The 24984-nt window shown below is 71.2% G+C and carries 19 protein-coding genes and 2 pseudogenes; 8 read left to right on the top strand and 13 right to left on the bottom strand.

The window, feature by feature from the left end:
• The first annotated feature begins 40 nt into the window (after positions 1-40).
• A complete protein-coding gene (locus tag AB0N07_RS14065) occupies positions 41-1936 on the top strand; it encodes an MFS transporter (RefSeq protein WP_365834598.1) in 1896 nt (631 codons plus the stop codon).
• 101 nt (positions 1937-2037) lie between these two features.
• Here the strand turns inward: AB0N07_RS14065 and AB0N07_RS14060 are convergent, their stop codons facing one another.
• The 3 genes from AB0N07_RS14060 to AB0N07_RS14050 form a co-directional block, all read right to left on the bottom strand.
• Positions 2038-2904 carry a MerR family transcriptional regulator gene (locus tag AB0N07_RS14060; protein WP_365834596.1) on the bottom strand — a complete coding sequence of 289 codons (867 nt, stop codon included), beginning with the start codon at positions 2902-2904 and terminating at the stop codon, positions 2038-2040.
• A 69-nt stretch (positions 2905-2973) separates the two neighbouring features.
• Entirely contained in the window at positions 2974-3483 is a 510-nt protein-coding gene (locus AB0N07_RS14055; protein WP_365834594.1) for a glutathione peroxidase, read from the bottom strand.
• A gap of 9 nt (positions 3484-3492) precedes the next feature.
• On the bottom strand, positions 3493-4476 hold the full coding sequence (locus tag AB0N07_RS14050) for a winged helix-turn-helix domain-containing protein (protein WP_365834645.1): 984 nt from the start codon (positions 4474-4476) through the stop codon (positions 3493-3495).
• A 71-nt stretch (positions 4477-4547) separates the two neighbouring features.
• Here AB0N07_RS14050 and AB0N07_RS14045 point away from each other — a divergent pair, with 71 nt between their 5' ends.
• On the top strand, positions 4548-5747 hold the full coding sequence (locus tag AB0N07_RS14045) for an MFS transporter (protein WP_365834592.1): 1200 nt from the start codon (positions 4548-4550) through the stop codon (positions 5745-5747).
• Here the strand turns inward: AB0N07_RS14045 and AB0N07_RS14040 are convergent.
• Entirely contained in the window at positions 5683-6528 is an 846-nt protein-coding gene (locus tag AB0N07_RS14040; protein WP_365834590.1) for a slipin family protein, read from the bottom strand. The two genes, AB0N07_RS14045 and AB0N07_RS14040, sit on opposite strands and share 65 nt — an antisense overlap.
• 73 nt (positions 6529-6601) lie before the next feature.
• Here AB0N07_RS14040 and AB0N07_RS14035 point away from each other — a divergent pair.
• Positions 6602-6796: pseudogene (locus tag AB0N07_RS14035) on the top strand (FAD-dependent oxidoreductase); the annotation flags it as partial.
• A 64-nt stretch (positions 6797-6860) separates the two neighbouring features.
• Here AB0N07_RS14035 and AB0N07_RS14030 read toward each other — a convergent pair.
• From AB0N07_RS14030 to AB0N07_RS14020, 3 genes are all read right to left on the bottom strand, one after another.
• Positions 6861-9800, bottom strand: coding sequence for a M36 family metallopeptidase (locus AB0N07_RS14030; protein ID WP_365834588.1), 2940 nt, complete (start codon positions 9798-9800; stop codon positions 6861-6863).
• Between the two features lie 143 nt (positions 9801-9943).
• Positions 9944-10129, bottom strand: coding sequence for a DUF397 domain-containing protein (locus tag AB0N07_RS14025; protein WP_365834586.1), 186 nt, complete (start codon positions 10127-10129; stop codon positions 9944-9946).
• Positions 10126-11007, bottom strand: coding sequence for a helix-turn-helix transcriptional regulator (locus AB0N07_RS14020; RefSeq protein WP_365834584.1), 882 nt, complete (start codon positions 11005-11007; stop codon positions 10126-10128). The genes AB0N07_RS14025 and AB0N07_RS14020 overlap by 4 nt, the downstream gene beginning before the upstream one ends.
• Before the next feature lie 148 nt (positions 11008-11155).
• On the opposite strand from AB0N07_RS14020, the gene AB0N07_RS14015 reads away from it, so the two are divergent.
• The 3 genes from AB0N07_RS14015 (at position 11156) to AB0N07_RS14005 (ending at position 15686) form a co-directional block, all read left to right on the top strand.
• Complete coding sequence (locus tag AB0N07_RS14015; RefSeq protein ID WP_365834582.1) at positions 11156-11617, top strand: ATP-binding protein; 462 nt, start codon at positions 11156-11158, stop codon at positions 11615-11617.
• A 62-nt stretch (positions 11618-11679) separates the two neighbouring features.
• Entirely contained in the window at positions 11680-12033 is a 354-nt protein-coding gene (locus tag AB0N07_RS14010) for a hypothetical protein (protein ID WP_365834580.1), read from the top strand.
• A 431-nt stretch (positions 12034-12464) separates the two neighbouring features.
• Positions 12465-15686 (top strand): amidohydrolase family protein, encoded by a 3222-nt coding sequence (locus AB0N07_RS14005; RefSeq protein WP_365834578.1) that lies wholly within the window; start codon positions 12465-12467, stop codon positions 15684-15686.
• Positions 15687-15766: 80 nt separating this feature from the next.
• Here the strand turns inward: AB0N07_RS14005 and AB0N07_RS14000 are convergent, their stop codons facing one another.
• The 4 genes from AB0N07_RS14000 to AB0N07_RS13985 form a co-directional block, all read right to left on the bottom strand.
• The gene (locus tag AB0N07_RS14000; RefSeq protein ID WP_365834576.1) at positions 15767-16798 is read right to left on the bottom strand and encodes a LacI family DNA-binding transcriptional regulator; all 1032 of its coding nucleotides are present in this window, start codon (positions 16796-16798) and stop codon (positions 15767-15769) included.
• Between the two features lie 75 nt (positions 16799-16873).
• On the bottom strand, positions 16874-17710 hold the full coding sequence (locus tag AB0N07_RS13995; protein ID WP_365834574.1) for an ATP-binding cassette domain-containing protein: 837 nt from the start codon (positions 17708-17710) through the stop codon (positions 16874-16876).
• Positions 17707-18720 (bottom strand): ABC transporter permease, encoded by a 1014-nt coding sequence (locus AB0N07_RS13990; RefSeq protein WP_365834572.1) that lies wholly within the window; start codon positions 18718-18720, stop codon positions 17707-17709. Before AB0N07_RS13990 ends, AB0N07_RS13995 begins: the two co-directional genes overlap by 4 nt.
• 154 nt (positions 18721-18874) lie before the next feature.
• Positions 18875-19891 (bottom strand): sugar ABC transporter substrate-binding protein, encoded by a 1017-nt coding sequence (locus AB0N07_RS13985; RefSeq protein WP_365834570.1) that lies wholly within the window; start codon positions 19889-19891, stop codon positions 18875-18877.
• A gap of 183 nt (positions 19892-20074) precedes the next feature.
• On the opposite strand from AB0N07_RS13985, the gene AB0N07_RS13980 reads away from it, so the two are divergent.
• Entirely contained in the window at positions 20075-21019 is a 945-nt protein-coding gene (locus AB0N07_RS13980) for a carbohydrate kinase (protein ID WP_365834568.1), read from the top strand.
• Between the two features lie 45 nt (positions 21020-21064).
• Positions 21065-21358: a putative quinol monooxygenase gene (locus AB0N07_RS13975; RefSeq protein ID WP_365834566.1), complete on the top strand. Its 294-nt coding sequence runs from the start codon at positions 21065-21067 to the stop codon at positions 21356-21358.
• An 18-nt stretch (positions 21359-21376) separates the two neighbouring features.
• Here AB0N07_RS13975 and AB0N07_RS13970 read toward each other — a convergent pair whose 3' ends face one another.
• Both AB0N07_RS13970 and AB0N07_RS13965 read right to left on the bottom strand, forming a co-directional pair.
• A complete protein-coding gene (locus AB0N07_RS13970; protein ID WP_365834564.1) occupies positions 21377-24331 on the bottom strand; it encodes a SpoIIE family protein phosphatase in 2955 nt (984 codons plus the stop codon).
• Positions 24332-24520: 189 nt separating this feature from the next.
• Positions 24521-24982, bottom strand: a pseudogene (locus tag AB0N07_RS13965) (LysR substrate-binding domain-containing protein); the annotation flags it as partial.
• Between the last annotated feature and the right edge of the window lie 2 nt (positions 24983-24984).

The raw sequence follows: 24984 nt of genomic DNA, 5'->3' as shown, positions 1-24984 counted from the left end.
CCCAGAACAGAAGACGGGACACCACGGGGAGTGCCTTCAGGTGGCCACTGCGGAGCCGACACGCGCCGACGACGCCGATCCGGGCCCGGGAAACGGCCCGCGAATACGCGTGCCCGCACCGCGCACGGAGGACATGCGCGGCATGCACGGAACTGACACCTACCGCGCGCAGCCGAGCGAGCGGGCGAACAGCGACGGGACATCACGCGCGCAGGCCGCCTTCCTCGCCCTGCGTGAGCGGATGCTGCGCCACCCGGTGCTCTCCCTCACCGCCCTGGCCGGCGTACTCCACATCGTCTGGTTCTTCACCTTCGCGAACAGTGGCGGCGATCTGGCGGCGCAGGACGCATGGGCCGAGTTCGTCGGCCGGCACCCGGACTCGGCGTACAACCTCGCCTGGTACGGCGGTATGCACCCGGTGTCGTACAGCGTGGTCTCGCCGTATCTGATGTCGGTGCTCGGCGTCCGTACGACGATGATGATCGCCGGGACGGTCTCGGCCGGTCTGCTGACGATGATCCTCATCCGCAGCCGGAGTGTGAAGAACCCGCTGTGGGCGTCGCTGGCGGGACTCTTCGCGTTCCTGTGCAACGCGGTCTCGGGCCGGGTGACCTTCGGCCTGGGCACGATGTTCGCGCTGGGCGCGGTCGCCACCGTCTTCTGCTGGCCGTACAAGTGGCGCTACAAACGGTGGGCGAAGGCCCTGTGCACGGCCCCGCTGGCCGCGCTGGCGACGATGTCGTCACCGGTCGCGGGCCTGTTCGTCGGGCTGGTCGCCGTCGCACTGTTCCTGCAGAAACGCCGTCCCGGCGCCTGGGCCCTCGGACTCACCCCGGCCGCGGTGGTGGCCGTGTCGGCCTGGCTGTTCCCCTTCTCCGGCACCCAGCCGATGACGATCTGGTCGGTGGTCCTGCCGTTCCTGTGCGCGGTCCTCGCCTTCGTGCTCGTCCCGAAGGAGTGGACGACGGTCCGCCTGACCTCCGCGGTGTACGGCCTCTCGGTCGTCGCGGTCTGGGTGGTCAGCTCGCAGATCGGCTCCAACATCACCCGGCTGGCCATGCTGTTCGGCGGCGTGACGCTGGTCGCGGCGCTCCCCTTCACGGTCCCGCGCTCGCGCAAGTGGTACGCCACCGTGCTCGCGTTCGTCGGCTTCGTCGTCTGGATCGGCTTCAAGTCGGTGGACGACATCATCCACACCTCGCCCGCAGCGTCCTGGGCGCGCGAACTCGCCCCCCTGGTCAACGAGCTCCAGGGCGTCGGCGCCGAGAAGGGCCGCGTCGAGGTCGTCCCGGCCCGCTCCCACCGCGAGGCCTCAGCCCTCGCCCCGTACGTCAACCTGGCCCGCGGCTGGAACCGCCAGGCCGACATGGAGCGCAACCCCCTCTTCTACGACGACACCCTCAACTCGGCGAACTACCACGAATGGCTGCAGCGCTGGGCCGTCCACTTCGTCGTGCTGCCGAAGGGCGAACCGGACGGCGACGGCGGGGAACGCGAGCGGGAGCTCGTGCAGCGGGGCATGCCGTATCTGAAGCAGATCTGGGGCGACGCCAACTGGCAGCTGTTCCGCGTCACCGACCCCACCCCGCTCGCCGACCCGCCCGCCACCGTCGACCGCGCGGCCCAGGGCGAGCTGACCATCGAGGTCAAGAAGCCCGGCCGCGTCCTGATCCGCGTCCCCTACTCCCCGTGGCTCGGCCTGGTCGACACCAAGGGCAAGGGCGTCAAGCCCCCGCAGGAGACGTACGCCTCCAAGCACCGCGCGGACGGCACGCCCAAGTCGTACTCCAACGTCAACGGATGTCTGATGCAGACGACGGAGGACGACAAGGGGGACAAGTGGACGTTGCTGTTGGCGCCGAAGGCGGGGACGTATCGGCTGGGGGCGCCGTATCAGTTGCCCCGTGGTACTCCGTGCCCGGACGAGTTGAAGTGACCGGTGGGTGAGGCGGGCGTAGCCGGGGGCTGCCGCCCCCAGACCGCCCGCTTCCGCCCTTGAGGGGCCCCGTCCTCACACGCCGGACGGGCCGGGACTGCTCACCGCACGGGAAATGCCACGTCGCACACCGCGTCCTCCGGCCCCGCCGCATCCCAGTCCGCGAAGTAGATCTCGCGGCAGGGGCCTGCCATCTCCAGGCCCTCGCGGGCCATCCACTCCTCCACCGCCTCGAACGCCGCCAGGATCTGCGGATGGGCCACCTGGGCCTTGGTGATCCGGGTGTATGCGAGGCGCTGGGCCGGTTCCACCCGGACCTTTGTCTCCCAGGCGCGCCCCTTCGCCTCCGCCCACTTCCGCGCCGCCGCCTCGTCGGCGACCGGCACGCAGGCCTGAGCCGGGCCGTCGCTCTCCATGGACACCTCGGCGTGGTAGACGACGTACGGCGCCGCCGTCACACCCCCGCACTCCTCGGCCGCCGCCTCCAGGCGCCCAAGGGACGCGCCGATCCAGGCCGGCAGCTCGTCCGCCAGTGTGTGCCGGGTCTCGGTGATCACCGTCTGCGCCGGCACGTCCACCGTCTCGACCACGAACTTCCCGTACATCTCGGAGCTCCTCCCCGACAGTCGTCCACGGAGGTACTCGGCGAGCGTCCGCTGCCCGGCGAGACGCGTCTCGACGTCCGTCCAGTACGTGCCGAGCAGCCCGGCCGCCTTGGGTCCGTCGGCCTCGACCACCTCGGCGATCCGGGCGAGCGGCATGTCGAGCTGCCGTAGCAGCGCGACCAGCCGGGCGCGTTCCACCTGGTCGGCGCGGTAGTAGCGGGAGCCGCTGGCCTCGTCGACGTGTGCCGGTGCGAGCAGGCCGAGGCGGTCGTAGAGCCGCAGGGCCTTCGCCGAGAGCCGCGCCCGCGCGGCGAACGCGCCGATGGTGAGCAGTTCGTCGTCCACGCGAGCATCCTCCGTCACCGGACGGGTCCTTTCCGCCCGGTGACGGAGGATGCTCGCCCTTGTCCCAGGGGCAAGGTCAACGCCCGACTATGCGAGGGCGCTCTCCACCGCCGCCACGAGCTCCGCCGCCTCCGGCTCGGTCTGCGGGGAGAAGCGGGCGACGACCTTGCCGTCCCGGCCGATCAGGAACTTCTCGAAGTTCCAGCGGATGTCGCCGCTGTGGCCCTCGGCATCGGCGAAGCCGGTCAGACGGTCGTAGAGGGGGTGCCGGTTCTCGCCGTTCACCTCGACCTTCTCGGTCAGCGGGAAGGTCACGCCGTACGTCGCCGAGCAGAACTCGGCGATCTCCTCGGCGCTGCCCGGCTCCTGCCCGAGGAACTGGTTGCAGGGCACGCCGAGGACGGTGAAGCCCTGCTCGGCGTAGCGCTCGTGAAGGCGCTCGAGCCCGGTGTACTGCGGGGTCAGCCCGCACTTGGAGGCCACGTTCACCACCAGCACGGCCTGGCCGGCGTACTGGGGCAGGTCCGCGGAGCCGCCCTGCAGCGCACCGATCTCGACGTCGAGGGGGGAGATGCCGTTGTTCTCTGTAGTCGTCATAAGCGGATGCTAGCTCCGGTACGTGTCGGACCGGTTCCGGGCCTCCAGTAAGACGTTCCCGGCCGGTGTGCGGGAGTAGAGGACCGAGCGGCCCGCGCGTCGCCGTTCCACCAGTCCCGCGTCCAGCAGCACCTTCAGATGCCGGCCGACCGAGCCGAGGGTCTGCCCGGTCACGGCGACGAGCTGGCTCGTGCTCATGGGGGAGGCGAGGAGTACGAGGACTCCGGCCCGCGCGGGACCGAGCAGCGCGCCGAGGCTCGCGGGCACGTTCCGGGCGCCGGGGTCGGCGAGGGCGCCCGTGCAGCCGTAGACGATGGCGTACCGCTTCGGGATCTCCCAGTACACCCAGCCGTGCCCGGGCGTGACCGGCACCAGGACGAGTTCGGCGCCGGAGATGTCGCGGGGCGGGAGCTCGTGTCCGTTCACCTGGAGGCGGTTGTCGCCGAGCCAGCGGGTCTGCCCCGGCTTCAGGGAGTCCAGTACGGCCGCCCAGCCGTGCCGGCTCACCTGCGCGGTCCTGGCTGCCACGTCCGCCTCCAGGACGCGGCGACGGCGGTCCCAGTAAGGCCGTACGGTCTCGGACCAGACGTGGGCGAGAAGTGTGGCCGCCCGCTCGGGCAGGTCGTCCCGTTCCAGAGCGGCGGGGAGCGGGCCGCGCAGGGAGACGCGGAGGTTGGCGCGGGCCTCGGCGGGGTCGGTCGCCCGGATCTTGGCCAGCGTCTCCTCCAGGGGCTCCCCGTCGCGCGGGAGGGGCGCGAGGAAGTCGGCGATCCAGGACCTGCCTAGCCCGGCGCGCACGAGCTGCGCGGTGACCGGGTCGGCCGCGAGGAACGCCCGGTAGCCGGGCAGATGGGCGCGGAGCCAGGCCTCCTCGCCCGGGTGGGCGCCGGTGCCGGCGTGCAGCAGCGTCAGCGAGGAGAAGGTCTCGGCGAACGGGCAGAGCACGAAGCGGCTGCGGGCGAGGGTGTCGGCGTCGAGCTGCCACCAACCCATGAGCACCCCCGGAGTTTCGCCGACGCGCGAAACGATAACCACACTGTCCCGGCTGCTCCGAGACTCCGTGCATGCGCAGCTACCGACAGCTCTTCCGTACCCCGGAGTACACCCCGTTCCTCCTCTCCTTCGCCGCCCGCGGCGCGGCCCAGACGATCAGCGGACTCGCGCTCGCCACGCTGGTCTACCGGGCCACCGACTCGCCGCTGCTGTCGGCGCTGAGCATGTTCGGTCCGCAGCTCGCGCAGGTGCTGGGAGCGACCTTCCTGCTCTCGGGCTCCGACCGGCTGCCCCCTCGCTCGACGCTCTCCGGGATGGGGCTCGCCTTCGCGGCCGGTACGGCGCTGATGGCGCTGCCCGGACTACCGGTCGGGGCGGTCCTCGGCCTCGTGTTCCTTCAGGGGCTGATCGCCTCGCTGGGCGGCGGGGTGAGCGGCGGCCTGCTGAACGAGATCCTCCCCAAGGACGGCTATGTACTGGGGCGTTCGGTGTTCAACATGCTCTGGGGGCTCATCCAGATCAGTGGCTTCGCGACCGGCGGCGTCCTGCTGGCCGTCCTGTCCCCGCGCACCTGTCTGCTGCTTGCGGCCGGGCTCCACGGCGTCTCCGCCCTCGTCACCCGCCTCGGCCTGACCGCCCGGCCGCCACGCTCCTCGGGCCGCCCGTCAGCGTCGGCGACCTGGCGCACCAACGCCCTGCTGTGGTCCTCGCGTCCCCGCCGGCTGACCTATCTGGGCCTGTGGGTGCCCAACGGACTCGTGGTCGGCTGCGATTCTCTGTTCGTCTCCTACGACCCGCGGCACGCCGGTGCGCTGTTCGCGTGCGGGGCGGTCGGCATGTTCGCCGGTGATCTGACCGTGGGCCGTCTGGTGCCGCCGGACCTGCGCTCCCGTCTGGACATCCCGCTGCGGCTGCTGCTGGCGGCGCCGTATCTGTTCTTCTTCCTGCGGCCGGGAGCGGTGCCGGCAGCCGTCGCGTCGGCCGCGGCCTCCGTCGGGTTCGCGGCGAGCCTGGTGCTGCAGGAACGCCTGATGTCCCTCACCCCCGACGAACTCGCGGGCCACGCCCTCGGGCTGCACTCCGCCGGGATGCTCACGATGCAGGGCGTGGGCGCCGTCGTGGCGGGCTCGATGGCCCAACTCACCTCGCCCGCCGCGGCGATGACGGTCATGGCGGCCGCGTCGACCGCCGTGACGCTGGCGCTGGCTACTGCTGCTCGACGGCCGCGGTCCGGGGGTCGGGCACCGGAGCCGGAGCCGCTGCCGTCGTAGGAGCCGGTGCCCCCTGGCCGAAGTGCTGCGCCGCCTTGTCGAAGTACCGCAGCAGCTCCACCGGGAACGGCATCACCAGCGTCGAGTTCTTCTCGGCCGCGACCTCCACGACCGTCTGGAGGAGCCGTAGCTGCATCGCCTCGGGGGTGTCCGACATGATGCGGGAGGCGTTGGCGAGCTGCTGGGCGGCCTGGAACTCGCCGTCCGCGGTGATGACCCGGGCGCGCCGCTCACGCTCCGCCTCGGCCTGCCGGGACATGGACCGCTTCAGCGACTCCGGCAGTTGTACGTCCTTGATCTCCACACGGTCGATGTGGACGCCCCAGCCGGCGGCCGGGCTGTCGATCATCAGGGCGAGCCCCTCGTGCAGCCGCTCACGGTCCGACAGCAGGTCGTCGAGGTCGCTCTTGCCGATGATGGAGCGCAGCGACGACTGGGCGACCTGGCCGACGGCGAAGTGGTAGTCCTGGACCTCGATGGCGGCCCGCAGCGGATCGGTCACCCGGAAGTAGACGACCGCGTCGACCTTCACCGAGACGTTGTCCTTGGTGATGCCCTCCTGGGTCGGCACCGGCATGGTGACCACCTGCGTGTTCACCTTCCGCATCCGGTCGACGAACGGAATCAGGAACGTCACGCCCGGCTGCCGGTACGACGGCAGCGCCTTGCCCATCCGGAACACGACCCCGCGCTCGACCTGGTTGACCACCCGCATACCGCTGCGCAGCACGAGCAGGGCGGCCAGGGCCACCAGCACGACCGCGACCACAGTGCCTTCCATCGCACTCCATTCCTCGAAAGGATTCCCCGTAAGGATTGAGACAAGGAAGTAGACACCGGACGGAGTTGGCCGGATGCGCCCGCACGCGTCAGGAGATCGTCAAGAAAACGATCCTGCACACGGTCCTGCCCCGGGCCCCGCACCGAGGGTCGTGGTCGTGGGCGCGGGCTTCGGCGGGATCGCCGTTGCCGCCGAACTCCTGCGGCACGGGTTCGACGACGTGACCCTCCTGGAGGCGGCACCGCAGCTGGGCGGCACCTGGCACGTGGCGGAAACGCCCGAGGGCGGCGTCCCGTCGCCGGTATGCCGCCCTCGGGTGTGTGCCGGTCCGGTCAGCTCCGGTGGGCGGAGCCGTGGACCAGGAGCTCCGTCACGTCCATGTAGCTGCAGCCCGAGGGGCTCGGGTCCGTGGCGCACTTGGCGCCGTTGTCGGCGGCCTGGTTGCCGAGCATGGTCAGACGGACGTAGCGGATGTTCTGCCCGGTGCCGGCCTTGAGGGGCACGGCGTTCTCCCGGCCGGTGTCGGCGGGCTTGAAGTGGCCCTCGGCGGCGGTGACCCAGGTGGTGCCGTCCGTCGAGGTCTCGACCCGGTAGTCGCCGAGGGACGCCGTCTTGTCGTCCCCGCAGCCCGACGCCGGGTCGATGCGCAGTTCGGTGACGTCGACGGCCGAGGGCAGCTTGACCGTGTTGTGCACCGGGTCCACCCCGGTGCCGTTGCTGCCGTCCTTGGCGTCCGAGCCCCAGACGGTGCCCGACATGTCGATCAGGCCGTTCGGTCCGCAGCCGAAGTCGGTGTTGTCGGGCCCGGTGAACTCCGTGACCGTGGCGCCGCCGGAAGCGGCGGCCCAGTCGCGGCGCAGCGACCAGTCGGCGCCGCTCCGGGAGCCGACGGAGACCGTGCGGATCTGCGGCTCGTAGCCGCTGCCGCTCGCGTACACCTTCCGGTACGTGCCCTTGGGGACGTTGTGGATCGTGTACGTGCCGTCCGCCCTGGTCACGGCGGAGAAGTCGGCGCCGGGGAACCCGGAGGCATGGCCGCTGATGCTGACGGCGACCCCGCCGACGGGGGCGCCGGACGCGTCGTCGGCGACCTTGCCGGTGAGGGTGCTCACCGGGGTGTGCGGGCCGGGCGGCAGCGAGAAGTCCTCGTCGGGCTTGGTGTCGTCGGCGCTCAGCGCGGCGGCGAAGTAGCCCATGCCGCGGTGCGCGAACACCTTCCAGATGCGGTCGTGGGCCCGGCCGCGGTTGACCACGGTGTCGGCCTGCAGGATGGCGTTGCGCTGGTCGAGGAAGGTGGGGTTCGCGGGCGACAGCTCCATCGCGCGGGTCAGCAGCGACTCGGTGAGCCTGCTGCCGAGCCGGTTGCGCAGGTCCCAGAGCGTCTCGCTCCAGATCTCGCCGTCGGCGTGCACCTCGGGGCCGCGGCGCGAGATCTTCCCGTAGTCGCCGTAGGTGTACCCGCCCTTGCCCGCGGCCGCCGTGCCGGGGCACCTGGCGGAGGTGGAGCCGACCGGGCAGTCCAACGGCTGGGAGCGGGAGGGCAGTTCGTCGGTCCAGTGCGGCGGGTCGAGGGCCACCTCACCGTCGACGTGCCGGTCGTCCTTCAGCAGCCCCTCGGTGTTGAGGAAGTCGAGCGCGTACCAGTCGCTCCACGCCTCGCCCATCGCGCCGCCCTGCTGGCCGGTGAGGGCCGAGACCCCCGCCGCGTCGACGACGAGCCGGTTGGACAGACCGTGCGTGTACTCGTGGTAGACGGTGGCGGCGTCGTCGCCCCAGTTGCCCTGCAGCACCGTGTAGCCGGGCCCGGACCCGGTCAGGTACATCTGCATCGTGGGCGCCTGCCCGTCCGGCGGCGTCCCCATGTTGGCGTTGTTCAGGTGGTTCTCGTCGGGCAGCCCGTGGTCGACGGCGGCGCCGTCGTCGGTCTGCGCGTCCACGGCGTCGCCGTCCCGGCCGTCGAAGTTGCCCGCGGCCCGGGTGAAGCCGATCGGGCCGGCCTCCAGGTGGTCGTGGTAGGTGCCGAGGTAGTAGTAGACCTGCGCGGCGTTCTGCTCGCGGTTGGTCTTCCAGGAGTACGGCGTCTTCTGGTCCCAGGAGCAGGGCAGCGGGACGTCGCAGCCGGGACCGGTGACGGGCTTGAACGGGAAGGAGAACGTCCCGTCGGCCGCCGGGGTGATCTCCTCGCCCGCGTCCACCTTGTTGTTGTCGTCGACATCGCTGAAGACGTGCGCGATACGGCCGTCGAGGGTCTTGGCGCCGACGGGCAGCCAGCCGTGCGCGGTGAGGTGGCGGGTGTGCTGCTCGCCGCCCTTGGGGGCGCCGGAGTACCGGTCCCAGACGAGGACCTTGCCGGTGCGCAGGGGCGTGGCCGCGGAGGAGGACAGGGGTTGACCGGAGGAAGGCGCCGCCCCGGTCGCCGCCGACAGGTCGTCGGAGAGGTTCTGCCGGTACAGAACCCGACCGGTCGCCGCGTCGACGACGTGCAGCCACATGCCGTGGCCGTCCGGCACGGTGACCGTCTGCCACGCGCGCCGGGCGGTGCCTCCCGGCGCCGTGTAGACGACCTGCTTGGCGGTGTCCGCCTTGCCGAGGCCGTCGGCCCCGGCCCTGGCACCGGCGATGTCGCGAACGGCGGTGTGCTTGGCCTGAGTCAAGGTGACACGACCGGGAGCCAGCTGATCCGGCAACTTCGGCACCGGAGAGCCGAGCACGCTGATCAGCCGCCCGTCGCGGGAGACGTTCGCCTTGACGCCGTCGCCGAACACCGGCACGCCGTCGACCGACTGGACGAACGACAGATGACGGGTCCCGGCGACGTCGGTGTACTGCTTCCGCAGGGTCAGATCACGGACCTGCCCGGCGGAGAGCCCGAAGACATCGGGATGGTCCCGCAGATACTGCCGGACGATGTCCTCCGGGCGTCCCTTGCCGCTGTCGCTGCGGGGCGTCAGATACCCGTCGAGCTTGGCCACCTGCCGCGCCGTACCGGTGGCCGGGTCCAGTTCGAGTACGCCCTGAGCGCCGAGCTGCCTGCGCAACGCCCGTACGCCGGGGCGCTGTTCGGCCTTCGCGAGCCGGGCATCGCGGCGCACCAGCGTCTGCTGCGAGGGAATGGACGGCGTGGCGGACGGTGTGGGCGACGGACCGTCGGCCGCCGGGTTGCCCGGGGTCGCGTGCGCGGCAGCGGGCACAAAAGCGACGGCCAGCGTGAGGCCGGCCGCCGCGGTGAGTATGGTCGCGCGTCTCGCGCGCGAGGAAGAGGCTCTCGTCATTTAACGCCTCGTGGGGGGTGAGGGGTCCAACGGCCGTGATTTACGGCCGAGTTGTACACCTCGCACCCTTTCAAGGCGACCTGCACGACAGAAGACCTCAAAGATCAAGTGTCACAGACGTCACACAGGGAGGGTTGTCCGGATCAGCTGGCGGCGCCCAACGATGCTGTGAAGTCCGTCCATGCCTTGGGGGGCAGGCGGAGTATCGGGCCGTCCGGGTCCTTGGAGTCGCGTATGGCGACAGTGGCGGGGATATTACGGGCGACTTCGACGCATTCGCCGCTGCCGCTGCTGTAGCTGGACTTCAGGAAGTCGAATCCAGTGGTCAATGCATGACCTCTCTGATGCTCTCGATCAGGCTGAGCGAGTCCTTGGGGGCCAGGCTCAGCCTCGCGGTGCGGTCGAAGAAAGAGCCGTACATGGTGCTTTCGGACTCGCTTTCGACCCATACCGTAGCCGCGATGCTGTCAACGTGGACTACGTCCACGGCTTGGGCTTCGGCGAAGGAGATGATGTTGAAGGCTCCTGCCATGCAGGCGTGGCCGCCCGCACGGAAGGGCAACACCTGAATCCGCACGTTGGGGAGTTGGGCCACGTCGAGCAGGTGCTGCAACTGTGCGCGCATGACCTCGGGTCCGCCGATCTGTTGCCGGAGCGCGGCCTCCCAGACCACCGCATACATCTGGAGCGGCTCGGCTCCCGACAGGCGGGCCTGGCGCTTCATCCGTACATCTACGACCCCTTCGATCTCGTCGGGGTCCGTCCACAGCCCTTCGCTGACCACAACGGCCCTGGTGTATTCAGGGGTCTGCAACAGGCCCGGAATGAACGCCTGTTGCCATGTCCGTACCTGACTGGCGACGTCCTCCATGGCGATGTACTCGGCGATCGCCCCGGCCTGCGGAGCATGCTGCCACCAGCCCTTCGCCTTACGACGCTCCCGGTCGAGCCGGGCCAGGTTCAGCAGCCGTGCCAGGGCTTCGGGGTCGTCCAAGCCGTAGAGCTCGCACAGGGCGCGGATGTCGATGTCCCGCATCGGCACCCAGCCCCGCTCCATCTTCACAATCTTCGAGTTGGTCGCGTTGAGGACGTCAGCGGCTTGCTGCTGGGTCTTCCCCGCCGCATCCCGGAGGCGCAGAAGTTCCCCACCGAGTCGGCGTCCCAAGACAGTTGACGCCCGGTTACCAGTTAGTGCGGATCGGTTCACGGGATCAGTCTCGCGCCTCCATCGCCCTCTCAACAAACTTGGAGACAAGTGTCTCCAAGTTTGTTGCACTCACGCCATCCGTCTCGCTACGGTCAGTACTCAACCGCTCACTCGGCGGCTCCCACCCCCCACAAGGAGGCGCGCGTCCATGCCCGACGCCAACCCCACCCCCGAACCCCTCCGCCACGAGGACCAGCTCGACTACACCCCCGTCCCCCGAAGCGTCGCCCTCGCCCGCCGCCGCACCGCACGCCTCGTCACCGAGTGGGGGTATCCGCACCTCGCCGGAGACGTCGCCCTCGTCGCCAGCGAGCTGATGACCAACGCCCTGCTGCACGGCAGCCTGCGCGACCGGCTCATCCGGCTGCGGATCACCACTACGGCCGCCACGCTCCGCGTCGAGGTCAGCGACCCTCGCGGGGAGCGGCTGCCGTGTCGGCGTGCGGCGGCCGACGAGGATCAGTTCGGGCGAGGGCTGTTGCTGGTCGGAGCGCTGGCGGACGACTGGGGTGTCGCGCCACGGGTGGGTGTGGGCAAGACGGTCTGGGCGGAATGGAGCCTCGGCCTCACCCTCTGCACCGGCGATCCGCCCGCGCGCACGCGGGTGTGAGGGGGATGGCGCTAGCGTGGGCCCGTGCCGGAAGGGCGCTGGACGAGTGGAAGGGGCGGCCTATGACCACGCCGCACGCGGACGGAAACGGCCCGCTCATTCCCAGGCCCGAGCTGACCCTGCCGGCTCTGCGCCAGGCCGTGGCGACGGTGGCTCCCTCCCGCCTGCCCGAGTTCTCCGAGGACCTGCAGAAGGCGTTCGTCCGCGCCGGGGACGAGGACAGCGTCGTACCGATCCGCATGTTCTATCGGCAGTGGGGCGTGGTGGTGGAGATCGAGCGTCACCCCGAAACGGCCCGTCGCCTGCGCGCCGCCGAGCAGGCCATCAGCAGCCCCGACCCGGACGTACGCGAACGCGCCATCCGCGAGGCCGCAGAGATCGTACGAGCTGCACATCGCGAGGTCGCCGGCGGCTGAATGGCGCTGGGAGCTGTTCCAGGACGACCTGCTGGACGGGCTCCCGGATGCGGCACGTGCCGAGACCGAACGGCTGGCCAACGAGATCGCCGTACGCGAGTCGATGGTCTTCCTGGCGGGAGCCGCCTACACCGGACCTGGGCCTGGCGTACGGACCGAGAGCCGCGGGCTCCTCATGCTCACCTACCTGACCGATCTCCGTGGTGAGCGGATTGTGGTCGTGCAGGTGAGTTGGTTCGGCTGACGCCGGGCCGGATCCGCCTCAGGGCTGCTGTGACAGATTCCCGGAATCTGTCGCACTTTGTGGACTGGGACAAGCATGACCCTGACCGCGAGGCCGGCTCCGCCCGCCGGACAGTCCTCACGCTCACACGAGTGATGGCCGGGGACTGCGTTGAGCCCGGGGCTGCCGGTGCACCAGTGTTGCTGCCATGGACTGTGACCGGACCTCCGCGACCTCCTCGTTCTCTTCCTCCTCCCTCTTTCGTCCGACCCGTCGTCAACTCCTCGCCACCACAGGTGCGTTGCCACTCCTGGGTGTGACCGCGCAGACAGCGCGCCCCCGCACCGGCACTCCCTCCCTGTCCTTCACCCGGGCCACCAACGGCTCCGCCACCCTCGCCCCGGCCGGTGACCGCCTGATCGCCGAGGTGCAGGGCACCCTGTGGTCGCTGCCCCGCGCGGGCGGCAAGGCCGACCCGCTGACCCCGGCCGACCTCGAACCGGGCCGGCCCACCCACTCCCCGGACGGCACCCTCGTCGCCTTCTGCGCCTACCGGGGCGGCGGCTTCCACCTCTGGACCATGCGCCCCGACGGCTCCGATCTGCGGCGGCGCACCGACGGCCCCTGGGACGACCGTGGCCCGGCCTGGTCGCCGGACGGCACCCGGCTCGCCTTCGCCTCCGAGCGCGGCGGCGACCCCGAAGGCGCCGCGAGCGGAAGTCCGTACCGCATCCACGTGCTTGAGCTGCGCACCGGCCGTATCACCCGCGTCACCGGCCTGACCGGCCAGGACGGCCCCCTCCAGGACGGCCCGTGGGAGGACTTCGACCCCACCTGGTCACCGGACGGCAGCAGCATCCTCTTCGTCCGCGCCAAGCCCGTCGCCACACCCCTGGGCACCGGCCTGGAGGCCCGTACGATCGCCGCCGTCCCCGCCGACGGCACCGGACCGGTCACCGTGCGCCACACCGAGACCGAGGCCGTGCAGGTCATGACCCCGGCCCTGGCCACCGACGGCCGGCTGGCCCATCTGCGCACCACGGCCGCCCCGAACGGCTCCTGCACGCTGGTCGTGGACGGCCAGGTGGTCCCGGTGACGGGGGACATCGCTCCGGTGCCCCCGCGCTGGACGGCGGCGGGAGAGCTGCTGCTGACGCTCGACGGCGCCTTCACCCTCGTACGACCGGAGAAGCCGGAGCAGCCGCGGACCATCCCCTTCGAGGGGGTACTGCCCGTGCGGCGGCCGCGGTACGGGACCAAGGAGTACGACCTCGGAGAGCCGGGCCGGGCCCGTCCGGTGCGTGGCATCCATATGCCCGCGCTGTCGCCCGACGGGCGGCAGATCGCGTTCGCAGCCCTCAACTCGCTGTGGCTTGCGGGCAGTTCGGGCGGACTTCCGCCCCGGCGGCTGCACACCGCGTCCCGCACCCGGTATCTGCTCGCGCCCGTCTGGGCTCCCGACGGCCGGTCGCTCCTCTACGCCGACGACCGCGACGGCCTCCTCGGTGTGTACCGTCACGATCTCGCCACCGGCGAGGAGACCGCGCTCGCGGCCGGCGGCCGGGTCCACCCGGCGCTCTCCCCGGACGGGCAGCGGCTCGCCTGCCTCGACCTGACCGGCCGGCTGATCGTGCGCGACCTGGCGTCCGGCCAGGAACGCGTCCTCGCCACCCCCCTCGGCGGCGGCGGACTACCCGGCCGCCCCAGCTGGTCGCCCGACGGCCGCCACCTCGCCCTCTGCGACCGCAACCGCCTCAACTCCCGCTTCCGGGAGGGCTACAACCTCGTCCGGATCGTCGACACCACGACGGGCACCGACCGGCTGCACACGGTGGCGCCCCACACCTCGATCTCCGACCGGTACGACTCCGGGCCCGTCTGGTCGCCCGACGGCCGCCGGCTGGCCGTGATCGTCGAGTCGGCGCTCTGCCTGCTTCCCGTCGACCCCGACGGCACCCCGGCCGGCGAGCTGCGCACCCTCACCACCGAACCCGCCGACCACCCCTCCTGGTCCGGCGATTCGACGACCTTGCTGTACCTGTCCGGCGGTCGGCTACGGCTCGTCGCCGCCGAGGGCGGTCCCGCCCGCACCGTCCGCGTCCCCCTCGACGCCCCCAGACCCACCCCCGCGGACGTGGTGGTGCACGCCGGACGCCTGTGGGACGGCACGGGCGAGACGACCCTCGACGACGCCGACATCGTCGTACGAGCCGGACGCATCACCGCGGTGGAACCCCACCGGTCGTCCGGACGCACGGCCGCCCTCCGCCGCGTCGACGCCTCCGCGCACACCGTGATCCCCGGCCTGTGGGACACCCACACCCACCCCTGGCAGAGCACCTACGGCGGCCGCCAGACCGCCGGCCAGCTCACCTACGGCATCACCACGGCCGTCTCCCTCGGCGGCTTCGCCTACGAGCAGGCCCGCATCCGCGAGGCGGTGGCCACCGGACAGCTCGCCGGGCCGCGGCTGCTGACCACCGGGGAACTCCTCGACGGGGCACGCGTCGCATACAGCATGGGCCGTGCCCACCGGACCCGGGAGGGCCTCGCCCGCTCCCTGGAACGGGGCGCGGACCTGGACTGGGACTTCGTCAAGACGTATGTCCGCGCACCCGGTTGGGTCATGGAGGAGGCGGCCCGTTTCGCCCGCGAACGCCTCGGTGTACGCACCGGAGGCCACCTGCTCTCGCCGGGTGTACAACTCGGCCAGGACCTGACGACCCATCTGCAGGCCACGCAGCGCGCGGAGTTCGGGCACGCCATCACGGCACGAGGTCGCGCGTACCAGGACGTGGAGGAGATCTACACCGCGAGTGGAGTGCGCTTCTCCATGATCGCCACCCCCTTCACCTCCGCCCCTCTCCTCGGCGAGGACCCGGCCCTCGCGGACGACCCGCGGGTCACGGTGGTGATGCCCCCGTGGGACACGGCTGCCGTCCGCCAGTCGGCGGGCGTCCCGCCCACCGCGGCCCAACTCGCCACCCTCCGCACGGAGACCGACATCTACCGGCGCATCCTGGCCGCCGGCGGCCAGGTCGCCCTCGGCACGGACCAGCCGCTCGTCCCGGTCGGCCTCTCCCTCCACCTCGGCCTGCGCGCCCTGCACCGGGGCGGCCTCACCCCGGCCCAGGCCCTGAGCACCGCCACGGTCCTGCCCGCCCGTCTCTTCGGTGTCGACGGCGACCTGGGCACGGTCGAGAAGGGCAAGCTGGCCGACCTGACGGTGGTCGACGGCGACCCGTTCACGGACTTCGCCACCCTTGTCCGTACGGTCTCGGTACTCAGGGGCGGAGTGCCGTACACGACCGAGGAGTTGGTCGCCGCTTTCGAGCCGACCGCCGGGGACGCTACGGCGGCGGAGGAGGACTGGCTTGGGCTGGGGAGGCTGATGCGCCGCGAAGGGTGCTGTGAAGGGCACGGTTTCTGAGCGCCCCTTCAGGGGCGCGGGGAACTGCGCGAACAGCCACGAGGGCGACGCAGACGACCGACGGACAATGGCGACCCAGGTCAAACCACCCGCACCGCAGGTGAAGTGCGCTCGCCGGAGCCCCGGACGATCAACCGCGTCGGCACGGTGATCGTCCGCGCCCGCGACCGGTCACCGTCAAGCCGTGCCAGCGCGGTCCCCGCAGCCGCCCGGCCGATCTCCTCGGGGTCCTGGGCCACGACGGTCAGGGCCGGTTCGAGCGCCTCGGCGAGCGGTACGTCGTCGAAGGCGACCACGGCGACGTCCTTCCGCTTGCTGCGGGCGAGTTCGGCGACCATGCCGAGCGCGACCATGTTGTTGCCGGCGAACAGGGCGGTGGGCGGATCGGCCAGGGCGAGCAGCCCGGAGGTCGCGGTCGCGGCGCGCTGCTGGTCGTGGGCGTTGACGACCAGTGAGCGGTCGTAAGGGAGGCCGGCCTCCTGCAGGGCCGTGCGGTAGCCGGCCAGGCGTTCCCGGCGGGTGTACAGCTTCACGGGCAGGTCGCCGATGAAGCCGATGCGCCGGTGGCCGTGGGCGATCAGGTGGGCGACGCCGTCGTGGGTGCCCGCACGGTTCGAGCTGACGATGCTGTCCGTGGACAGTCCCACCCCCGGCCGGTCCAGGAAGACCACGGGCAGCCCCGCCGCGCGGTGGCTCTTGAGATGGGAGTGGTCGGCGCCGACGGACGGCACGATCATCAGGATGCTGACGCGCCGGGCCAGGAACTTGTCCGTCAGCGCGCGTTCGCGGTCCGGATCGTCCGCGGAGGAGCCCATGAGAAGCGTCAGCCCGCGTTCGCTGACGGTGTCCTCTATGGCACGGGCCACCGCGCCGAAGAAGGGGTTGGCGAGGTCGGGGATGACCAGGCCGATGGTGGTGTCCGGGCCGCCGACGCGGATGTTGCGGGCCATCAGGTTCGGCTGGAAGCCGAGCTTGGCGACGGCGGCGAGGACCTGCTCCCTGGTCCGGGCCGAGGCCGGCCCGTCCTCGTTCAGGACACGGGAGACCGTCTTTGCACTGACACCAACTTCCCGGGCGACGTCGGCCAGGGTGGGGCGGCGGCTCGCAGCCATGGAGGAACGTCTCCTGTCAGCCCTCGGGTTCCGGCCGCGGCCTCGGCCGGAACATGCGGGAGCTGGGTCGTGTGGTCAGTTGGCCTGGACTCCGGCCGCCTTCGCGGCCTCGGAATCCGCTACGACGGTACCTCCGGCCGCATCGACGGTGAGCGCGCCGGTCATGATGGCGACGACCTCCGCCATGGAGTAGTCGGACGGCTTGATCACCGCAGCCCGCCTGCCCAGCCGGTGGACGTGGATCCGGTCGGCGATCTCGAAGACATGCGGCATGTTGTGGCTGATCAGAACCACCGGCAGTCCCTTGTCGCGGACGCGCCGGATCAGGTCCAGGACCTGCCCAGACTCCTTGACACCGAGAGCGGCCGTCGGTTCGTCCATGACGACGACGCTGCCGGCCCAGGCGACGGACCGGGCGACCGCGACGGCCTGCCGCTGTCCGCCGGAGAGGGTCTCCACCGACTGCGTGAGCGAGCGCAGGCCGATCTTCAGGTCGGCCATGTGCTCGGAGGCCTCCTCGCGCATGCGCTTCTTGTCGAGCATGCGGAAGACACTGCCGAGGACACCGGGACGGCGCAGCTCGCGCCCGAGGAACATGTTCGAGGCGATGTCCATGGAGGCGGCCACCGCGAGGTCCTGGTAGACGGTCTCGATGCCGTGGGCGCGGGCGCTCTGCGGACTGGAGAAGGTGATGGGCTTGCCGTTGAGGCGTATCTCGCCCGCATCGGGCACCAGCGCGCCGGTGAGCGCCTTGATCAGGCTGGTCTTGCCGGCGCCGTTGTCTCCGATGACGGCGAGGACCTCGCCGGGCAGCAGGTCGAAGTCGGCGCCGTCGATGGCGGTGACATGGCCGTAGCGCTTGACCAGACCGCGGGCCTGCAGCACGGGCGTGGGGGAGGAGGTGGCGGTCATCGGGCCTTCTTCCGGGAGATCTGGTCGACGGTCACCGCGAGGATCACCAGCACGCCGGTGATCAGGGTCTGGTAGATGGAGGCGACGCCCATCAGCTGCAGGCCGTTGCGGAACACACCGACGATGAGCACGCCGATGAAGGTGCCGAGGACCGAACCGCGTCCGCCGAAGAGGCTGGTGCCGCCCAGCACCACGGCGGTGATGCTGTCGAGGTTGTCGGTCTGCCCGGCCTGCGGGTCGCCGACTCCGGTGCGGGAGATGAGCAGCAGGGCGGCGATGCCGTAGAGCAGACCCGCAACGGTGTAGATGCCGATGGTCAGGCGGGAGGTGCGGATGCCGTTCAGCCGCGCCGCTTCCTGGCTGTTGCCGAGGGCGTAGACGTGCCGGCCCCAGCTGGTGTTGCTCAGCGCGTAGGCGAGCAGCAGGAACAGGGCGATGGTGACCAGTGAGCCGTAGGTGATGTCGGTGTGGCCGAGCGGGAAGGTCTGTCCGAGGGCCGTCAGCGGGCCGGGCAGGCTGGTGATGGTCTGTTCGTTGGAGTAGATGTGGGTCAGCGCGAACGCCACGTTGAGCATGCCGAGCGTCACGATGAACGGCGGCAGCGGGATCTTCTGCACCAACAACCCGTTGAGCAGACCGAATCCGGCGCACACGGCGATGCCCAGGGCGATGGCGACGAGCGGGGGCAGGGTGCCGCCCGCGGCCATCTTGGCGATCATGATGCTGCCGAACGCCATCACGGCACCGCACGACAGGTCGATGCCCGCGGTGAGGATGATCAGGGTCTGGCCGATGGCGAGGGTGCCCACGACCATGACCTGCTGCACGATCAGCGAGAAGTTGCCGCCGGTGAGGAACTGGTCGGTCGAGAGCGAGAAGTAGGCACAGGCCAGGAGGAGGGCGACCAGAGGGCCGGTGGTCGGTGCCGTGAGCAGCCTGCGCAGCGTGGTCGGCGCCTTGAGATCGGCATACGGCGAGGACGTGCCCGGGGGCGTGGTCGTGGCAGTCATGCGAAGTCCTTGTCGGAAGACAGAAGTCCTGGTCCGCCCGGCACGTTCCTGGCAGGAGGACTGGAGGACGAGGGGGCGGCCGTCCCGGGCGGGGAGGAGGAGCCGGCCGCCCCGCTGAGGGGGAAGGGAAGTTGTCGCGGGCCTACGGGGCGGCTCAGCCCCAGCAGTTCTGCAGGCCGAACGCCGTGTCCTTGGACGTGACGCCCGCCTGTGCCTTGTCGGTGATCAGGTTGACGCCGGTGTCGGTGTAACCGGACGCCTTCTTGCCGGTCTTGGCGTAGGAGACGACGGCCTTGACGCCCTCCGCGGCCATCTTCAGCGGGTACTGCTGCGAGGTCGCGGCGATCTTGCCGTCCTTGACCGCCTGGGTGCCGGTGCAGCCGCCGTCGACGGAGACGATCAGGACGTCCTTCTCGCGGCCCTTGGCCTTCAGCGCCGTGTACGCGCCCAGCGCGGCCGGCTCGTTGATGGTGTAGACGAGGTTGATGTCCGGGTTCTTCTGGAGGCAGTTCTCCATGGCGGTCTGGCCCTTGGCCTGGTCGCCGCCGGTGTCCTGGGCGCAGGCGACGTCCTTGTCCGTGGCGCCGAAGCCCTGCAGGAAACCGTTGTGACGCAGGACGCCGACGGAGACGCCCGGCGCGAGGTCGAGGGTGGCTATCTTCGCCGGCTTGCCCTTCATGGCGGCCTTCGCGTACTGGCCGATGAGCTTGCCGGCGTCGAGGTTGTTGGTGGCGAAGAGGGCGTCGACCGCGCTCTGCGGATCGGTTGGGGTGTCCAGGGCGATGACCAGGACACCCTTGGCGCGGGCCTTCTGGACCGCGGGCACGATCGCCTTGGAGTCGCTCGGGGTGATCAGGATGCCCTTCACGCCGGCGGCGACCATGTTCTCGATGGCGGTGACCTGTCCGGCGTTGTCACCGTCGAACTTGCCTGCGGCGGTCATCAGTTGGGCGCCGTCGGCCTTGGCGGCCTTCTCCGCGCCCTCCTTCATCTTCACGAAGAACGGGTTGGTGTCGGTCTTGGTGATCAGACCGACCTTGACGCTGCCCGAGCCGGCGCTGGTGGAGCTCGATCCGGAGCCGGATCCGCAGGCGGTGAGAGCGAGGGCCGCGACGCCCGTGACCGCGGCGGCCCTGAGGAGGGAGGGGGACAGGCGAGTGGTGCGAGACATGAACGACTCCTGCGGGATGCGGGACGGCGAGCGGCGGTCGGATCCAAGCGGACTGCCCGCGGTGTCATCGTTGACTTATGTCATCGTTGACACCGCCTGGCGAGGATGATGGACTCCCGTTCGCGGCAACGTCAATGCCTTGTACTCGTCACAAATCGGCAACGTCCCGAAAGAAGGGCGCCCATGAGCCCGCGTCGGATCACCGTCCTCGGAGAGTGCGTCGCGGACGCCTTCACCGAACCGGCAGACACTGCGAACGAACTCGCACTGCGTGTGCTGCCGGGCGGCGGACCTGCGAATACGGCGGTCTCCCTGGCCAGGCTCGGCACCCCGGCGCGCTTCCTGGCCCGGCTGTCCGGCGATGTGTTCGGGCGCCTGTTCCGGACCCGTCTCGAGGCCTCCGGCGTGGACCTGTCGTACGCCGTCGCGGCCGCCGAACCCAGCACCCTCGCGGTCGCGGAACTGGACGAGCGGGGGCAGGCAGCGTTCTCCTTCCATGCGCAGAACACGGCCGACTGGCAGTGGACGGCCGAGGAGCTGGCGCGCGTGGACCTGTCCGGAACCGCCTGTGTGCACACCGGTTCCCTGGCCCTGGTCCAGCAGCCCGGCGCCGCGGTGGTGGAGGACTTCCTGGCGGCCGCCGCGCCCCGCACCACCATCAGCATCGACCCCAACGTACGGCCGCTGCTGGTCGACCCCGACGTCTACCGCGCCCGGCTGGCGCACTGGTGCGCCCTCGCCGACGTACTGCGGCTGAGCGAGGACGACCTGGCACTTCTCCTGCCGGACACGCCTCCCGAGAAGGCCTGCGACATCTGGCACACCGCCGGAGCGCGGCTCGTCGTGATCACCCGCGGTGCCGAAGGGGCCCTGGCCTCTCTCGACGGCGAACGGATCCAGGTTCCCGCGGTCGCCACGCAGGTGGTCGACACGGTCGGGGCGGGGGACTCCTTCACGGCCGGTCTGCTGCACCACCTCGGCGCCCGCGGACTCCTCGGCGGCCGGCTCAAGGAGCTGGACCTCGCCGCCGTCGCCGAAGCCTGTGTGTTCGGCACCCGGGTCGCGGCCCTGACCTGCGCGGTCGCCGGGCCCAACCCGCCCTGGCAGAGCGAGCTGGCGCAACCCTGATCACCCGGCCGGACATTCCCCGACAACGCAAGGAGAGGGATCGCTGTGACCAAGACCCTGTTCGCCGAGTTCACCGCCCGCGAGGGCACGGAGGACGAAGTCGCCCGTCTGCTGCGGGAGTACGCCGAGAAGGTCCGCGCGGAGGAAGGCAACCTCGCCTTCGACGCCTACACCAAGGCCTCCAGCCCGCGCGCCTTCTGGATCTTCGAGGTGTACCGCGACGAGGACGCCTTCCAGGCGCATCTGAAGCAGCCGTACGGCGCTCCCTTCAACGCCGCCCTCGTCCCGCTGATCGAGGAGGACGCCTCCGTACTGACGTTCCTCGACCCGCTGGTCTGACCTGACCCGTTCGCCAGGTCAGACGTCAACTGCACCGGCGGGCAGGGCCTGTTCGGTCCAGATGGACTTGCCGGTGCGGGTGTGGCGGGTGCCCCAGCGCCGGCACAGGGCGGAGATGAGCTGCAGGCCGCGGCCGTCCTCGTCGGTGGCGGAGGTGTGCCGGATGTGCGGCGTGGTCAGGCTGGCGTCGGAGACCTCGCAGATCAGGGCGCGGCTGCGGAGCATGCGCAGCCGGATGGGGCCGCAGGCGTGCCGGATCACGTTCCCGACCAGCTCGCTGACCAGTAGCTCGGTGGTCATCACCAGGTCCTCGTCGGCCAGGTCCCAGTCGGTGAGCTGGGCGCGGGCCAGCTCGCGGGCCTGGCCCGCCGCCACCGCGTCCTCCGGCAACGGCCATTCGGCGACGTTCTCCGCGCCCAGCGGGTGGGTCCGGGCCAGCAGCAGGGCGGCGTCGTCGGTCAGCGCGCGGTGGGCGGGCAGCAGGGCGGAGGTGATGGCGGCGCACAGGCCGTCCAGGTCGGACCCGTCCGCCGGTGCGGCCGTCCTGGCGTTCACGGACTCGAAGAGCAGCTCGGCGAGGCGGTTCATGCCGGTGGTGACATCCCTGTCCTTGCTCTCCACCAGCCCGTCGCTGTAGAGGGCGAGCAGACTCTCGGCGGGCAGCTCGGCCTCCAGCGTCTCGAACGGCGGAGTGGCCACACCGAGCGGCGGGTCCGGGGTCATGGGCAGGAAGGTGACCGTGCCGTCAGGCTGGGCCACCGCCGGGGGCGGCTGTCCGGCGCTGGCGTACGACAGCTGCCGGGTCACCGGGTCGTAGACGCCGTACAGGCAGGTCGCGAAGGTGTCGGTGCCCGGTTCACCCAGGAGGTCGTTGAGGTGGCCGAGGATCTCGTCGGGCGGCAGCTCCAGCTCCGAGAGGGTGCGGACGGCTGTGCGCAGCCCGCCCATGGTGGCGGCCTCGGCCATGCCGTGGCCCATGACGTCGCCGATCACGAGCGCCACCCGGGCCGCGGAGAGCGGGATCACGTCGTACCAGTCGCCGCCGACGTCGGCCCCCTGCTTGGCCGGCTGGTAGCGCGCGGCCACCGTCACCTCGGGCAGCTCGGGCAGCGCCTGCGGCAGCAGACTGCGCTGGAGCGTACGGGCCCGGGTCGTCGCCTCGTCGTAGAGCCCCGCCCGCTCCAGGGCCTGCGCGATCAGTCCGCTGAGCGCGGTCAGCAGCGTCCGTTCGTCGTCGTCCAGCGCCCGCGGCCGGTCGAAGCAGATCACCGCCGCACCGATCCCGCGCCCCGACACCGCAAGCGGCAGAAAGGCCCACGCCTGCTCGCAGCCCTCCCGGATCAGAGCCTCGGCCTGCGGATAGCGTTTGCGGAACTCCTCCGGGGAGGCGATGTGGAGGGGAGTGCGGGTGCGCAGGGCGTCGCCCACCGGGTTGGTGGTGTCCCGCACCGTCCACTGTCCCTCCAGCGCCCGGGTGAAGTGCTGCGGGTATCCCCGGGAGCCGACGACGGTCAGCCGGTCGTCGACCACGCCGAGCATGATCAGTCCGGTGGCGCCGAAGGGGGTCATCACACCGTCGGCCACCGCCGCCATCACGTCCTGGGCGGTGACGGCCTCGGCCAGCTCCCGTGTGATCCGCTGCACCAGGGCCGCACGTTCCGCGGCCGCCCGTTCCGCGGCGGCCCGCTCGACCTCCCGCAGATGCCGCTCGGTGGTGTCGGTGATGTAGAGGGTGAGTCCTTCCGGGACCGGCACCAGACGCAGGTGGTACCAGGACGTCCCGTCCGGCCACGGCACGTCGAAACCGGCCGGCCTGCCCTCGGCCGCGATGGCCCGGCATCGTTGCTCGAGCCCCGGCACGGCACGCACCGCGGGAACGTCCCGGAGCAACGCCCCGGCCACCTCGCCCGCAGGTCCGAAGAGCCGCTCGGCGGCCTGGTTCAGGAACTCGATGCGCCAGTCCGTGTCCAGGGAGACGAAGCCGTCGCTCATGTGCCGCAGCGCCCGCCCCACCGACTCGGCGGCGGTGTGGGTCTCGCTGCTGTCCTGGATGGTGCCGGTCACCTTCACCGGCACCCCCGCCTCGTCCGTGATCGTCCGGGCCCGGGCCTCGATCCAGACGTACGTGCCGTCCTGGCGCCGGATCCGGTACTCGTGCTGGAAGCCGCCGCGCTCCTGGATACCCGTGTCGAAGCCGGCCACCGCCGCCGGCAGGTCGTCCGGGTGGATCAGCGCCGCCCACGCCTCGATACCGCCGGTCATGATCTCCGGGTCGATGCCGGGCAGCACCTCCTCGACGGGCCCGCCGGCGGTCAGCTCTCCGGTGCGCAGGTCCCAGGTGTACGTGAGGGCCGGCGCCCCTTCCGCCTCCTCCGCCGGAGCGTCCCGCGGCCCCGGCCCGTGCTGCAGGGCTCGCAGCAGGGTGCCGGACGGATTGAGGATCCCGGACGACCTGAGCCTCCCGGACATCCAGGCCGCCACCTCGTTCAGGAACGCTTGCTCCGCCGGACCGGGCCCGGCGCCCGGAGCGAAGAGCACGGAGAGCGCACCGCGCCGCCCGCCGACGCCCGGAACGGGGACGGCCAGGTGCCCGATGCCCGCGGGGACTCCGGAAGGCCACAGTGCGGCGGGGTCCCGGCCGGGCATCGGGTCGGGCGGGGCCAGGTCCGGCTGCCAGGCGACGGTGTCACTGCGGGCGGCCCTGCTGGGTGGCGCCTTGCCCCGGGCGGGGATGATCAGCCAGGGCCGGGTCAGCGACTCCGGCAGCCCACTGTCGGCGACCAGGTAGAGAACGCCGCTCATTCCGCCGCCCGGCAGATGCACCATGCCGCCCAGACCGTGCACCTCGGCCACCGCCTGCTGCAGCGCGGTCAGCAGCACCTCGACATCGCGCCGGTCCTCGTCCACGGCGCCGAGCAGCCGCATCCGCATCTGCTGCCGCTCCAAGGGCCGCACGGCGCCTCTGGCATTCACCACGCCCGACTGTCGCCTCCGCTCACCGCTCGGGGATCCACTGGGCCGCATGCGATCGGGTACCTGCAGCGATCTGCATCCGCCGAATTCATCCTTCTTGAGAAACTTAGGATATTTCGTCGGTCTTGGGGAGGTTTTCGCAGCTGATCGACGAACCTGACCGGCCGTAGCCGGCCGTTGCACCGGGAGTCAGGACGCCGTCGAGCGCACCCCGAGGACGCCGAGCATCGCCCGGGTCGCCGGACTGGGGTTGAACCGGTTCCACACCAGATACTCGGTGCGACGCGGTCCGTCGACCACCGGGACCAGCGCCAGTCCGGGATCCTCGGCAGCACGCGGCCGGATGAAGGCCGACGGCAGCAGCGCGATGCCGAGCCCGCGCGCGATCAGCCGGGTGACCAGCTCCACGACACCGGCCTCGTACGCGACGTCGCGCACGAGGCCGGCGGCCGCGAACGCCTGGTCGGACTGGGCGCGGGCGGGCGTCCCGCTCACGAAGTCCACGAACGTCTCCTCGGCGATCTCCCGCAGCGTGACCCGGGCAGCGCCCGCCAGCCGGTGCCCGGCAGCCACCACCAGCACATGCTCGTCGTGGTCGAGAACGACCGCCTCCACCCCGAGAGGAGGTTCGCTCTCCGGCACGCCGAGGAAGG

The organism is Streptomyces sp. NPDC051172, assembly GCF_040682555.1.
Taxonomy (GTDB): domain Bacteria; phylum Actinomycetota; class Actinomycetes; order Streptomycetales; family Streptomycetaceae; genus Streptomyces.
Note: the sequence above shows the minus strand (reverse complement) of the source record. Positions and strands in the feature narration are given on the sequence as shown.

Coding starts and splice junctions, on each gene's coding strand:
- AB0N07_RS13980 (WP_365834568.1), top strand. CDS start 20,075: ATGAGCCCGCGTCGGATCACCGTCCTCGGAGAGTGCGTCGCGGACGCC.
- AB0N07_RS14045 (WP_365834592.1), top strand. CDS start 4,548: ATGCGCAGCTACCGACAGCTCTTCCGTACCCCGGAGTACACCCCGTTC.
- AB0N07_RS14010 (WP_365834580.1), top strand. CDS start 11,680: ATGACCACGCCGCACGCGGACGGAAACGGCCCGCTCATTCCCAGGCCC.
- AB0N07_RS14050 (WP_365834645.1), bottom strand. CDS start 4,476: ATGGGTTGGTGGCAGCTCGACGCCGACACCCTCGCCCGCAGCCGCTTC.
- AB0N07_RS14055 (WP_365834594.1), bottom strand. CDS start 3,483: ATGACGACTACAGAGAACAACGGCATCTCCCCCCTCGACGTCGAGATC.
- AB0N07_RS14005 (WP_365834578.1), top strand. CDS start 12,465: ATGGACTGTGACCGGACCTCCGCGACCTCCTCGTTCTCTTCCTCCTCC.
- AB0N07_RS14040 (WP_365834590.1), bottom strand. CDS start 6,528: ATGGAAGGCACTGTGGTCGCGGTCGTGCTGGTGGCCCTGGCCGCCCTG.
- AB0N07_RS13985 (WP_365834570.1), bottom strand. CDS start 19,891: ATGTCTCGCACCACTCGCCTGTCCCCCTCCCTCCTCAGGGCCGCCGCG.
- AB0N07_RS13995 (WP_365834574.1), bottom strand. CDS start 17,710: ATGACCGCCACCTCCTCCCCCACGCCCGTGCTGCAGGCCCGCGGTCTG.
- AB0N07_RS14015 (WP_365834582.1), top strand. CDS start 11,156: ATGCCCGACGCCAACCCCACCCCCGAACCCCTCCGCCACGAGGACCAG.
- AB0N07_RS14000 (WP_365834576.1), bottom strand. CDS start 16,798: ATGGCTGCGAGCCGCCGCCCCACCCTGGCCGACGTCGCCCGGGAAGTT.
- AB0N07_RS14030 (WP_365834588.1), bottom strand. CDS start 9,800: ATGACGAGAGCCTCTTCCTCGCGCGCGAGACGCGCGACCATACTCACC.
- AB0N07_RS13990 (WP_365834572.1), bottom strand. CDS start 18,720: ATGACTGCCACGACCACGCCCCCGGGCACGTCCTCGCCGTATGCCGAT.